Origin of the sequence: Mycolicibacterium wolinskyi, assembly GCF_002101965.1 — a bacterium.
GTDB classification, from domain to species: Bacteria; Actinomycetota; Actinomycetes; order Mycobacteriales; family Mycobacteriaceae; genus Mycobacterium; species Mycobacterium wolinskyi.
Genome location: NZ_LQQA01000030.1, coordinates 75,209 through 87,676, shown reverse-complemented (window position 1 = coordinate 87,676; position 12,468 = coordinate 75,209). Strand labels below are relative to the sequence as shown.

Genomic DNA, 12,468 nt, shown 5'->3' with positions numbered 1-12,468 from the left:
GCAGGGCCGCGGTGGTACATGCGACGATGCCACCATGTCTGTCGATTGGTTCGAGCGCCTGACGGGATTTCGCGAGCTCGGCTACGACGCAACTCGCGAACGCCTCACCGTTGAGGGCTCCACGTTGATCTCCCTCGTCAACGAAAAGCGCTATGGCATCGGTGAACTCACGCTGCCGTCGTTGGGCGAGCTGCGCGCTCGCGCGCCCCTGGCACTCGGGCGACGCAGCACCGTCAGACCCCTGATCGGCGACGCCCGCGCGCTGCATGCCGACGCCGAGTTTCACGGCGCCACCAACCAGGTCGCGTCGCAGTTCAACGTGCTGGAGATGACGTCACCGCATGTCACGCCCGAAGACGGCGTCACGCGCTACGAGGACGACCACACGCAGGGGCCGGCGTGCGCGATGGCCGCCGGCGCGGCGACCATTTTCCGCAACTACTTCGCCGATGTCGACGGCCAAGCCGGGCAGACCCGTGACCGCCAACTCGACACACTGGCCGGACTCGGTGCGGCATTCTCAACCCGGCTGGGCCGGCCGGTCACCGACCTGTGGGAGATGCGCAACGGGTATGCGCTGTGTACGCCGCAAGGCCTCAGCGCTGTCGCCGGCTTGCTGACCGACTACTCGGATACCGAACGCGACGAACTTCGCGGCATGCTGGCCATCGGACTGCATCGTGACGTCGAGGTCACTGACGTCACGGACGGCAATCAGATTGTGTCCCAGGCGTTCTGCTCCGCGCTACCCGTCGCCTATGGTGTGCCCAGCCCGAACTGGGAGCCGTTCGCGCGGCTGATTCTCGAGGCCACCTACGAGGCGACGCTGCTCGCGGCGGCCGAACAGGCCACCGCCGGAGGGTCGAATGTCGTGCTGTTGACCCGGGTGGGCGGCGGCGTCTTCGGGAACCACGATGCCTGGATCGACGACGCGATCGCGCGTGCATTGCGCATCGTCGAACACCGCGGGTTGGACGTGCGTCTCGTCAGCCGTGGCGCCGTGCACGACTCATTCGCGCGGATCGCGAGGGAGTGGTGAGGCAGGCGATCACACGGTGGTACGTATCTGCTCGCTTCTGATGTAGACACCGATAGCAAAGGCTACCTCTAGATCGAGCGGAGTTACGTCGACAGATCGCGAGATCGGTATCGACTGTGTAGCTTCTGCTTTGACACACCTAAAATCTCGCCGATCTCGCGCCATGAGAGCCCGGCCTTTCGGCCGGCGAGTACGGCGCTGTCGTAACGCTCTTGGGCTCGTTCGAGATCGTCTCGCGCATGGGCAAGTTCGCGCAAGCTTGCCCCACTCAGCAGATCTGCGATCACGGGATATGGCCCGAGGTCCGTCGGCACGGGTTCACGGGAGGCAACTTCGCGCTCGAATTCCTCGTACGACTGACGCAGGAACCCCTGCAGCTCGGGATCGGTGGCCCACCACGGTGCTTTCTCTGTCCCCATCGGGTCCTCTTTGTCGCGCCGTCAAATTTTTTGACGGTTTTCTGGGCAGTATGTCCCCAGAGACTGACAAGTCGGCGGTGAGCAGCTCCAGCCCCGTTTACCCGACGCCCGTTCTACCCCTTTAGCGCCTCCGCGGCCGGGCCGAGGTCGAGGAACTGCGTCTCGCCGTTGGCGTCGTCGAGTCCGTCGTTGTCGGTGACCACGTACAGGTTCTGATTCCCGGCGATCGCGAACCCTTCGACCTTCTCCTGCACGAAGCCGTTGGGCGCCTGCAGATCGGGCAACAGGTTGCGGGCCAACGTCTTCTGCAGAACCTGCGGAGCCTGGCCGGCTGAGGTCAAGCCCACGCCCTCCGGGATGGCGACGCGATAGATGGCCTTCACGCGGGCGTCGGGACCGTTGAGCTTGTCGCGCTCGAGCACCAGCAGCTGACCGTCGTGAACGGCGATCTCGGACAACCCGATCCAGTCGCCCTCGGCCTTCGTCTCGTCGAGCGGGTAGCCGAACCACTCCCACTTGTCCCCGTCCGGGGTGTAACGGCCGATCCGCGCCACGCCCTTCGGGTCGGTCTTGGTTTCACGCTGCACCGCGACCCACACCGAATCACCGTCGACCGCAACGCCTTCCAGGCCCTGCCCGCCGAGCCCCGCCGCGATGTCCTGCGGCAGCGGCACCCGCTTCTCGATCTTGCCGTCGGCGGCGACGTAGACCAACTGGTTGCCCGGGCCTTCCTCGCCCTCCACAGCCAACACAAATCCGCCGTCGGGGCGTGCGGACACGCCTTCGGTGTCGAGCGTGACGGGCTTGCCGTCCTCGGTGATCGCCAACTCGGTGTCGATCAGCGCAGGCTTCTGCGAGACGTCGATGCCGAGAATGCGAGCCGGGCCATAGGCGATGTCGGTCGCGGTGTAGAGCCGGTTTTCGTTCTCCGGATCGGCCGAGAGCGCGCCGAGCGCACCCCAGCCGATGGGCTTACCGTCGACATCGCCGGAGACGATGGACGGGAATGCCGGCTTGCCGTCGGCGGCGAACTGCTCGCCGTACCCGTAGACGTTGACCGAGGCCCGCACCCGCGCCTCGGCGTCGTCGGCCTCCGATGAGATCGCCAGCAGGTTGCGCGACGGGATCGGCAGGACGCCCTCCGGGCCCGGCGTCGTCGGCAGGATCTGCCGGAACACCGGATTCTTCGGGTCGCTGACGTCATAGACGGCGACGAAATTGCTTCGCTCCGAAGCGATCAGGGCCGTCGGCTTGCCGCCGAGCTCAGTGATGGCCAAGCCTTCCGGTTCCGGACCCTTGGCTTCGGCGCGGCCCTCAATATGCAGCCCCGTGCGCACCGCGAGTTGCTCGAAGGAGTTGCCGGCATCCCAGACGGGCTCACCACTGTTGGCGTCAAATATCGTCCAGCCCCGGGTGCCGCCCTTCCAGTCGCCTTCGTTGGCGGTCGCGACGTGATCGTCGCCGATCCAGCCGATGGCGTCGGGCTCGCGCGGCGTGTCGGAGATCGAACCACTCTGGTCGAGGTTGCCGTCCTCTTTGGTGTCGATTCCTTCGACGGATTCGCTTCCAGCGCTGAAGATTTTCTGCACCTGACCGGTGCGACCGTCGATGATCGCGAAGCCGTTGTTCTCCTGCAGAGTCACCGCGACCTGGCCGCGGGAGTTGATGCTGACGTATTCGGGTTCGAGATCTTCGGGCGTGTCCAGGCCGGCTTGCCGCGCCGCTTCGACATCAAAGTCGACCTTGCGGGGCTTCCAGGTGTTCGGCGCACCCTTGAGATCGATCAGTTGCACGAATCCCGTTGGCGGCTGCGGAAGGTCGCCTTCCTCCTTGCCGGGCGGGGTGAACTCCTCGTTGCGCTGGTTCTCCATGGCGATCGCGGCGAACGAGCCGTCGGGGCTGATGGCGATCGAGTCGGGCTGCCCGCCGAGATCGATGCTGTGCACGCGGGTGCGGTCGGCGATCCGGACGATGTCGACGCGGCCCTTGGGGTTCGCGAAGTCACCGCCGGTGGTGTCGACGACGACCAGGACGAACTCCCCGACCGCCGCCACCGAGGTGGGCTGGTCGTCTTTGTGGCCGAGTTCTTCGAGTGAAAGTGTTCCCTGACCAATGGGTTTGGCGGGGTCCTTGATGTCGACGAAGCCGATGCGCTTGGCGGCGGCGTCGGTGTAGATGACCGTGTTGCCGTCGGGGGTGACGGTCGAGATCTCGGCGACGGTTTCTTTGTCGACCGGGTCTTCGGCGGGCTTGTTGAGGTATACCGGGTAGGTCGCGGTGCGGTGGTAGCGGTCCGCGTCTGGGAGGTTCCAGTCGATCGGCGACGTCGCCTTCGGGGTGTCCGGCTTCGTCTCGTCAGCCTTCTGGTCCTCGGTGGAGCATCCCGCCAAGATCAGCGCCACTGCCGTGCTGAGCGCTGCAGCGCGAGCCGCGTCCTTCCTCATTCGTCACCCTCTTCAGTTGTGCCGATGCGTCGGCTGAGCTTTGCGTGGGCAGGTGACGGGTTGGGGGTCTGCGGGTGAATTCTCGGAAACAGGTCGGTGGTGAACCAATGGGCCCCATTCGTCACATCAGTAACGCGGGAGCTTCGGCCATACGGTTTCGAAGTGCGATATCACATGCGATATCGCACTAATGCCGCAAACGGGAGCGAACCTGTGTGAGTCTGGACCGCGCCTCGGACGGCACGCACTGACCGAGGTTCAGCGGCGGGTCGATCTCGTCGAGCACCAGCCGTTCGATGCGGCCGAGCGAGTCCCGATCGTCGAACGGCGCGATGCCGACGGTCAGATGTTCGGCGATCCACGCGGACACGCGCGCGTTGCTAGGACGATCCAACCTGCCACCGGCGGCCACAATCAGCGACAGTCGATCGAGCAACAGTGCGGAGATGGTCCGTCGAAACGTCGACGAGCGGGCATTGCCGCGGATGTGCTGTCGGACGATCCTGCGGGCCAGCGTGGCGTTCGACCGTCTTCCCGACGGCCACTTGGTCGCCCCGGCTTGGCCGACGTAAAGCAGCGGCCCGAGCGCCAGACCCATCTCGGCACCGAGGACGGCGCACGCTTCAGCATCGCCCCACCACACGTACATTCCCGGGCGCTCCGCTTGATCGCGGTTCACCGGGAAGTGCTCGGGCGCTACTGCATTCGCGCGATCAGAAAGCTGATTGATCAGCTCCTGGACTACCGAGTCAGCTGCCAAGGTACCTCGCTCTTCAGTACTAGGGACCCTACTGAGCCAGGGCGACAAAGTGCCTGCGATCAGGCACTCACCGGGCGTACCGTTCCCACCGTGTACGTCGACGCGATGACGACTCCGCAGCCGTTGAACAAGATCGGTGACCTCGCCCGACGGACACAAGACGCGGGTTTTTCGGGTCTGCTGTTCACCGAGACCGGACGTACCGCCTATCTCAACGCCGCGCTGGCGTCGCAAGCCGCACCCGGTCTTGAACTCTCGACCGGCGTGGCGGTGGCGTTTCCACGCAGCCCGTTCGTCACCGCGGCCACGGCGTGGGAGCTCCAGGAGGCGGCCGGCGGGAGTTTTCGGCTGGGCCTTGGCACGCAGGTACGCACTCATGTCGTCCGGCGCTACGGTGTGGACTTCGAACATCCGGGCCCGCGGTTGCGTGATTATGTGCTCGCGGTGCAGGCGTGCTTCGCCGCGTTTCGGACCGGCACCCTCGACCACCATGGCGAGTTCTACGACCTCGACTTCATCACCCCGCAGTGGAGTCCCGGACCGATCGACGCGCCCGATCCGAAAGTCGATGTCGCCGCGGTGAATCCGTGGATGCTGCGGATGGCAGGTGAAGTCGCCGACGGCGTACACGTCCACCCACTCGGCGAGTCCGGCTATATCAAGCGCCATGTCCTGCCGAATATTGCTGCCGGAGCGTCGAAGTCGGGTCGAACACCGTCCGACATCGCGGTGATCGTGCCGGTCATGACGATCGTCGGCGACACCGACGAGGAGCGTCACAACGAACGCGAACTCGTGCGAGCCAGCATGAGTTTCTACGGCAGCACTCCGAACTACGCGTTCATCTGGGACGAGGCCGGTTTCGAGGGAACCACCGCGCGGATCCGCGAGAAGCAGAAGGCCGGCGACTTCAAAGGCATGGCCGCGCAAATCACCGATGAGCACATCGCGGCGTTCGCCGTCGAGTCCACGTGGGAAAACTTGGCCGACGCACTCATCGAGAAGTACGGCGGAATCGCGACGCGCATCGTCCTTTACAACGCTCTCAGCGACCGTGACCGCTTCGAACGCTATGGCGCCGTCGCGAAACGGTTAGCCGAACCGTTCGAAGAACTGAGGTGAGTACTCACCGCAGGAGAGCACGAGGGTAGCTGCGGGACTGCGAATATCCACATAGTGGTGGCCGGACTCGGCGTCGTCACCGAATACAGCAAGTCTCTCGGCGATCTCGACTGCTGCGGCACGGTCGACTCGCCACATCACGCGGTCGTCGCTGATCGCAATATCGACGCCTTCTCGCTGTAGTTCGAATAGGTGTGTGACCCCGTCGTTTTCGACGTGCGATGAACCACGCGCGGTCGCTTCAGTCAACGCGGCACCGACGACTGCCGCACCGGCAGTATCCATCGCCAGCAATAGGACATCGTCGCCCCACAGAAACTCACGCATGACTTGCGCATGAAAAAAGGGCATCGACCTCCGCCTCCGTCGCCAACAACAGATGATGCCGCCTGCAAAACCGCATATCCACTATGTCCGCGTGTCTGTGAATCGATTACACCGACACACCGCAGTTCGGCGCCTACCGTTAGCTGAGAGGTTGCGGGGGCAGGCAAACCTGGCGCTCCCGATCGCACACGGAACCGAGAGGATGCCGAGTTGGCCGTCACAAACCGCACCACACCGACGCTGCGCGAACTGACCGTCCGCGGAATCCTGCTCGGCGGGGTGATCACGCTCGTGTTCACCGCCGCCAACGTCTACCTCGGCCTCAAGGTGGGCCTGACGTTTGCGACCGCCATCCCGGCAGCGGTGATCTCGATGGCGATCCTGCGAAACTTCGCCAACCACTCGATCGTGGAGAACAACATCGTGCAGACCGTCGCCTCGGCGGCGGGCACGCTCTCGGCGATCATCTTCGTGCTGCCCGGGCTCATCATGATCGGCTGGTGGACGGGATTTCCGTACTGGATCACGGTGGCGGTGTGCGCCGTCGGCGGCATTCTCGGCGTGATGTACTCCATCCCGCTGCGCCGCGCCCTGGTGACGGGCTCGGACCTGCCGTATCCCGAAGGGGTGGCAGCCGCCGAGGTGCTCAAGGTCGGTGACAGCAGCGGCGGCGCCGCCGAAAACCGCGTCGGTATCCGGGTGATCGCGTTCGGTGCGTTGGTGTCGGCCGCGTTCGGGCTGGTGGCCAACCTCAAGGTGCTCGCCAACTATGTGGCGGCCTACTTCCGCGTCGGATCCGGCGGTTCGATGTTCGGTGCCAGCCTGTCGTTGGCGTTGATCGGGGTGGGGCATCTGGTCGGGATGACGGTCGGCATCGCGATGCTCGTCGGGTTGGTTATCTCGTTCGGGGTGATGCTGCCGATCCGCACGATCGGCGCGTTCGGATCCGGTGAACCCATCGCCGACGTGATCGACAGCGTCTTCGCCAGCGAGGTCCGTTTCATCGGGGCCGGGGCGATCGCGGTGGGCGCGGTGTGGACGCTGCTGAAGATCCTGCGCCCGATCGTCAAAGGCATCACCGAAGCACTCGCGTCCGCGCGCGACCGGCGGCAGGGCCAATTGGTCGACATCACCCAACGCGACATCCCCTTCCCCATCGTCATCGCGACCGTGGTGGTGATGCTGATCCCGATCGCCGTGCTGCTGTGGGACTTCAGCCGCGGCACCGCGTTGCAGGGCAGCGCGGCCGCGATCATCGTGGCGAGCCTGGTGTTCATCTTCGTCATCGGCCTGGTGATCGCCGCGGTCTGCGGTTACATGGCGGGCCTGATCGGCTCGTCGAACAGCCCCATCTCCGGTGTGGGCATCCTGACGGTGCTCATCGCCGCGCTGGTTATCAAGGTGGTCTTCGGTCAGACCGACGACGGCCAGTCGACCGCGCTCGTCGCCTTCACGTTGTTCGTCGCAGCCGTCACGTTCGGGGTGGCCACCATTTCCAATGACAACCTGCAGGACCTCAAGACCGGCCAGTTGGTCGGCGCGACTCCGTGGAAACAGCAGGTGGCGTTGGTGATCGGCGTGTTGTTCGGCTCGGCGATCATCCCGCCGGTCCTCGACCTGATGCAACGCGCGTTCGGGTTCCTCGGTGCGCCGGGTGCCACCGACAACGCGCTGGCCGCACCCCAGGCTGCCCTGATCTCCTCGCTGGCCAAAGGCGTGTTCGGCGGGTCGTTGAACTGGTCGCTGATCGGGCTTGGCGCTGCGATCGGCGTTGCGATCGTCATCGCCGACGAAATTCTCACCCGGACAACACGATTCGCCCTGCCGCCGCTGGCCGTCGGCATGGGCATGTACCTGCCGATGAGCCTGACGTTGATCATCCCGCTCGGCTCACTGCTCGGCTACTTCTACAACCGCTGGGCCGACCGCACCGGCGGCAATGTGGAACGCAAGAAACGCCTCGGCGTCCTGCTCGCCACCGGCATGATCGTCGGCGAGAGCCTCTATGGCGTCATCTTCGCCGGGTTCGTCGCCGGCACGGGAAGCGACGAACCATTCGCGATCTTCACCGGCAACGACGGCACGCTCGCCGAAGTCATCGGCATCGCGGGCTTCGCGGCGGTCCTCCTGTGGCTGTACACGCGTGCTCGGACCATTTCCGCGCGCGAAGTGGTGAAGGAGTGAGCCCTCCCGCGTGTCGTTTGTTACTCATGTCGCGGACGTTACTCACGGGGCAGTGACAAACCGCTGCGCCGTTCACAGGCCTTTCGCGTCAAGGGCTTTCATCAACGCCGGTCGCCTCCGGTAGTTGTGGCGGATCTGCGCGATGTACGACGCGAAATCCGCGCTGCAACCACCTTTCTCATAGTGTTCTTTCATCGTCGCCAGTGTCTCGGCGATATCTGGGTACAGCGCGGAGTTGGGATACTGCAAATCTTTCTCGAGCTGCGGCCGGTACAGGTCTGCGGCAGCGACGGGCCGAGCTTCGGCACCGCGGTCGGCCAGTTCGCGCCACGCCGGGCCTGGGCCGTAACGGTCGGCGGCCTGCCAAGCACCATCCACGTCATTTTCGCTCAGCAAAAGTTGAACGAGGACCGCGCCGGCGGCGAAGCGGTCGGTTGCCAATTGCCGGGCATGCTCCAAGGCCCAATTGCGTTCGGTGTCGACGCGGTCGATGCCGGCCGCGAAATCGACGAGAACTCGGTAGTTCTCGACCGACGGCTGTCGGATGAAGTCCGCCCGCAGGACGCCCACGGCATCGTCGATGCGGCCGAGTTCCAGATACGTCCGGGCGACGTCGTCGGGGTTCAGCCAAAATTCGTTGCCGCCTCCGTAGCTGCTGATTCGTCCGTCGGCGACCGCACGATCAATCCACATCACGGCTTCCTCGTTGCGTCCCGCGGCGCGTAAGCGGTCGATGATCGCCCCGTACTGAGGGTGTTCCCGCTGACTCAGCAGGGTGATGGCGCGGTCGAGGTCGCCGTCGTGATCGGCGAGTTCCAGCAGCATGGCATTGATCTCGAACCGATCTAACTCCTTGCTGTCCTTCAGCTTTCGATCCAGAGCGACCACCGCGCGGCGGTATGTCGCGAGTGCCTGCTCGTCGAACGCGTCGACAAAGTCTGCCAGGACCACGTGCGGCCAACCCGGGGAGTCAGCGCGGAATTTGACCAGCCACTTGGCGAGTTTGACGCGGTCGGGTTCACCGAGCCGGCAGGCGAGGGCGTAGAGGTCGGCAGCCCGCTGGCATTGATCGGCGATTGAGCCCGAAGAGTCGTCGACGTGTTCAATGATTTTGCGCAGCCGGGTGACTGCACTCAACAGTGCCGGCCGCACGACTTCAGCGGCGCCACTGTTCACGTGGATCTCGAGTTCGTCGAGCATCTCACTGGCCACTTCCGCGACCTCAAAAGACCGTCGATAGTCGATATACCCGCGGAAGGACAGCATGTCTCGCACATAGTTTTCGAACTCAGCCTGGGCCTGCTCGATATCGCCCGACGTAGTCGCGGCGCGAATCTCCAGCATGCGGCGGACGCGGTCGTCGCGCTGGGCCAACGCCAGGACCAGGTCACGCAGTTCGTCGACACCCATCGCCTCGACAGCGGCTTCCAACTCCGTATCTCCATTACTGGGTGTGTCGTCGACGGCGACCCGTCCCGTGTCAATCGCGGCGAGCCCGGTCGCCACCAGGTGCTTGCAGAAATTGCCCTCGGCATTGTGCGGACAAGTACAGACGCCATCGGGCAGCGGACCTGACCAGTCGAGCTCCACGGTGTAGACCCGCCTGGCCTGAACCGAGGCGTACGCCTTGAGGTCGGTGATACGGAGCCCTCGCACATAACGGACGTAGTCTTCGCCTCGGGCGAAGATCAGATCGCCGGCTGCCTGGAGCAGTGTCGTTTCAGAGAGCGGCATATCGCCATGGTGCCCGATCGGTGGGCCGGACTCAGTGAGACTGGCAGCATCCGTCAGAAGAAGAACGGTGCGACGAGGAAAGCGCCCGAGACGACCACGGCATAGGCGATGAACAGTGTGAGCAGAAATCCCATGACGTCGCGGAATCCGAGGCGAGCGATCGCGAGAAGCGGCAGGGCCCAGAAGGGTTGGATCGCGTCGGTGGCCATATCACCCCAGGCGTAGGCGATCACGGTCAATTCCGGTGAGACGCCCAGATTCTGCGCCGCCTCGGCGATGTAGGGCGCTTCGATCGCGAACTTGGATCCGCCGGACGGCACGAAGAGGTTGACCAGACCGGAGTACCAGTAGGTCATTACCGGGAAGGTGTGCTCGTTGGCGATGGCCGTGAACCAGCCGGCGATGCGTTCGCTGAATCCGGTGGCCGTGATGATGCCCAGAATCCCGGCGTAGAAGGGGAACTGGATGATGATCCCCCAGGCGAAGGCCCCACCGCGCTCGGCCTGCTTGAGCAAGGATGCGGGCGTGCCGTGCAGGAGGATGCCGATGAACAGGAAGATGAAGTTGACGGTGTTGAGGGTGATGCCGGAGAGGATGCCTCCCTCCAGTCCGGTGAAATAGATCGCCAGGTAGATCAGCCCGACGCCACCGATCACCATGTTCACCCAGTGCGAGTTCTCGATGCGCATGGCCGGGGTGAGGCGGGCCGGAGCGGTCGCCGCGCCGGGGCCCTCGGCACGAACGCTCTCCTCGTCCACGTCGTCGGCCTCGGCGATACCCGCGGGCGGGGGCACGGTCTGATCTTCCCGCGGGTGCAGCATTGGCGTCATGACGACCCACAGCACGATAACCACAAGCGTCAGAACCACATTGAACGGCGAGAAGATCGTCTCACTGACGGGGATCAGGCGGCCGTAAAATTCCTCGGCGAAGTTTCCGGGGGTGGCGACGAGCAGTGGTGCGGACGCCGACAGTCCGGCGTGCCAGGTGCCGGCCATTCCGAGATAGGCGGCCGCCACGAGAAGTCGGTAGTCGACCTTTGGTTGACGAGCTGCCATGTAGCGCACCAACACTGCCGACCCGATCAAGCCGAGTCCCCAGTTGACCAGCACCAGGATCATGCTGGTCGCGGCCATCACCGCAACTGCGCTCTTAGGTCCTTTCGGCCGGTCGGCCACCCAGGTCAACACGCGCCGGAACGGCGGTGAGGTGGCCACCACAAATCCGGTGAGCATGATCATGGCCATCTGCATGCCGAACTCGAGCAGCTCCCAGAACCCGTCACCCCACCCGGCGATCAGGTCTCCGGCCTTGCCCAGACCGAGCTCGCCCGGGCCCAGGAAGAACGCCAGGAGGAACACGACGAACGTCAGCAGCACCACGACCACCCACGCGTCGGGGACCCACCGCAAGCTCCATCTGCTCAACCCACCGGCGATGCGCTGGAGGAACGTCTCCCGTTGCTGCGTTGCCTGCGACATGGTTTTACCCTCTCGATGTACCGGTGACGGATCCATAGACGACGGTGGCGGCCGCCAGATCGGTCAGCGCGGTGCCGACCGACTTGAACAGGGTGATCTCCGCGGCATCGCGTCGGCCGGCGTGCTGCCCGCGACACAGCTCGGTCAGGGTGGCGCGGACGTCGTCGGAACTCAGGGCGCCGTCATGCAACGGCTGCGTCAAGTCGCCCGATTCCTCGATTGCGTCGGGTGTGTCGATGAAAAGGCTTCCGGTACGGATCAACTCGTCGTCGGCCTCGCGCATGTCAGGACGAAAGCTGCCGATGAGGTCCACATGGACACCGGGGCGCAGCCACGCCCCCCGCAACAGCGGCGCCGTGGCCAGTGTCGCGCAGCTGATGATGTCTGCCTCAGCGGCTGCGGTCCCCAGATCCGTCGCCACCCGCGCGTCGAACCCCTCGCCACGAAGCGTCGCTGCCAACGTTTCGGCACCGGCAGGGCGGATGTTCCAGACCAGCACGTCTTTCAAAGGACGGATCGCGGAGTAGGCGTGCGCGGCCAGCGACGCCACCGCTCCGCTACCGACGACGAGCAGGGTGTGCGCATCGGGCCGGGCCAGGTAGTCCGCGGCCAGTGCGGCGGTGGCGATGGTGCGCCGACGGGTCAGCTCGGCACCGTCGAGAACTGCCAACTGCTCGCCGGTGCTCGCATCGCAGAGCAGGTAGGTCGAGTGCAGCGACGGCTGGCCGTGGTCACGATTTCCGGGGAAGACGCCGGCGACTTTCACGCCGAGGAAACCGCCGTCGACCCAACACGGCATCAGCAGAAGGGTTCCGGCAGTACCGATGTCGTGGTGGTGACGGGTCGGCACCTCGGCGCCAGTCACGAACGCCGAGCGCAGCGCGGGTATCAGACGATCGAAGGGCAAGCGTTCGGCGATCTCCGCCGCAGGGATCATCCGCACGTTGTCTGCTCCAGG

General features: G+C 64.8%; 10 protein-coding genes. 3 read left to right on the top strand and 7 right to left on the bottom strand.

Annotation, left to right across the window (positions count from 1 at the left end; genetic code table 11):
* The first annotated feature begins 34 nt into the window (after window positions 1–34).
* Window positions 35–1,039 (top strand): hypothetical protein, encoded by a 1,005-nt coding sequence (locus tag AWC31_RS24010; protein WP_085146446.1) that lies wholly within the window; start codon window positions 35–37, stop codon window positions 1,037–1,039.
* 83 nt (window positions 1,040–1,122) lie between these two features.
* Here the strand turns inward: AWC31_RS24010 and AWC31_RS37975 are convergent, their stop codons facing one another.
* From AWC31_RS37975 to AWC31_RS23995, 3 genes are all read right to left on the bottom strand, one after another.
* Window positions 1,123–1,458 carry a hypothetical protein gene (locus AWC31_RS37975; RefSeq protein WP_234816980.1) on the bottom strand — a complete coding sequence of 112 codons (336 nt, stop codon included), beginning with the start codon at window positions 1,456–1,458 and terminating at the stop codon, window positions 1,123–1,125.
* Between the two features lie 113 nt (window positions 1,459–1,571).
* Window positions 1,572–3,902 carry an esterase-like activity of phytase family protein gene (locus tag AWC31_RS24000; protein ID WP_085146445.1) on the bottom strand — a complete coding sequence of 777 codons (2,331 nt, stop codon included), beginning with the start codon at window positions 3,900–3,902 and terminating at the stop codon, window positions 1,572–1,574.
* 187 nt (window positions 3,903–4,089) lie between these two features.
* Complete coding sequence (locus tag AWC31_RS23995; protein ID WP_085146444.1) at window positions 4,090–4,581, bottom strand: GIY-YIG nuclease family protein; 492 nt, start codon at window positions 4,579–4,581, stop codon at window positions 4,090–4,092.
* Window positions 4,582–4,752: 171 nt separating this feature from the next.
* On the opposite strand from AWC31_RS23995, the gene AWC31_RS23990 reads away from it, so the two are divergent.
* Entirely contained in the window at window positions 4,753–5,784 is a 1,032-nt protein-coding gene (locus AWC31_RS23990; RefSeq protein ID WP_085146443.1) for a TIGR03617 family F420-dependent LLM class oxidoreductase, read from the top strand.
* Here the strand turns inward: AWC31_RS23990 and AWC31_RS23985 are convergent.
* A complete protein-coding gene (locus AWC31_RS23985) occupies window positions 5,755–6,111 on the bottom strand; it encodes a hypothetical protein (RefSeq protein WP_085146442.1) in 357 nt (118 codons plus the stop codon). The genes AWC31_RS23990 and AWC31_RS23985 overlap by 30 nt on opposite strands.
* Before the next feature lie 210 nt (window positions 6,112–6,321).
* Here AWC31_RS23985 and AWC31_RS23980 point away from each other — a divergent pair, with 210 nt between their 5' ends.
* Window positions 6,322–8,295: an OPT family oligopeptide transporter gene (locus tag AWC31_RS23980; protein WP_085146441.1), complete on the top strand. Its 1,974-nt coding sequence runs from the start codon at window positions 6,322–6,324 to the stop codon at window positions 8,293–8,295.
* A 72-nt stretch (window positions 8,296–8,367) separates the two neighbouring features.
* Here AWC31_RS23980 and AWC31_RS23975 read toward each other — a convergent pair whose 3' ends face one another.
* The 3 genes from AWC31_RS23975 to lhpI form a co-directional block, all read right to left on the bottom strand.
* Complete coding sequence (locus AWC31_RS23975; RefSeq protein WP_133060223.1) at window positions 8,368–9,885, bottom strand: DUF6880 family protein; 1,518 nt, start codon at window positions 9,883–9,885, stop codon at window positions 8,368–8,370.
* Between the two features lie 197 nt (window positions 9,886–10,082).
* Entirely contained in the window at window positions 10,083–11,510 is a 1,428-nt protein-coding gene (locus AWC31_RS23970; RefSeq protein ID WP_085146439.1) for a short-chain fatty acid transporter, read from the bottom strand.
* 4 nt (window positions 11,511–11,514) lie between these two features.
* A complete protein-coding gene (gene lhpI, locus AWC31_RS23965; protein WP_085146438.1) occupies window positions 11,515–12,447 on the bottom strand; it encodes a bifunctional Delta(1)-pyrroline-2-carboxylate/Delta(1)-piperideine-2-carboxylate reductase in 933 nt (310 codons plus the stop codon).
* Window positions 12,448–12,468: the final 21 nt, after the last annotated feature.

What these genes read in the sequence shown, in the direction of transcription:
- AWC31_RS23970 (WP_085146439.1), bottom strand. Translation starts at nt 11,510, where the DNA reads ATGTCGCAGGCAACGCAGCAACGGGAGACGTTCCTCCAGCGCATCGCC.
- AWC31_RS37975 (WP_234816980.1), bottom strand. Translation starts at nt 1,458, where the DNA reads ATGGGGACAGAGAAAGCACCGTGGTGGGCCACCGATCCCGAGCTGCAG.
- AWC31_RS24000 (WP_085146445.1), bottom strand. Translation starts at nt 3,902, where the DNA reads ATGAGGAAGGACGCGGCTCGCGCTGCAGCGCTCAGCACGGCAGTGGCG.
- lhpI (WP_085146438.1), bottom strand. Translation starts at nt 12,447, where the DNA reads ATGATCCCTGCGGCGGAGATCGCCGAACGCTTGCCCTTCGATCGTCTG.
- AWC31_RS23985 (WP_085146442.1), bottom strand. Translation starts at nt 6,111, where the DNA reads ATGCGTGAGTTTCTGTGGGGCGACGATGTCCTATTGCTGGCGATGGAT.
- AWC31_RS24010 (WP_085146446.1), top strand. Translation starts at nt 35, where the DNA reads ATGTCTGTCGATTGGTTCGAGCGCCTGACGGGATTTCGCGAGCTCGGC.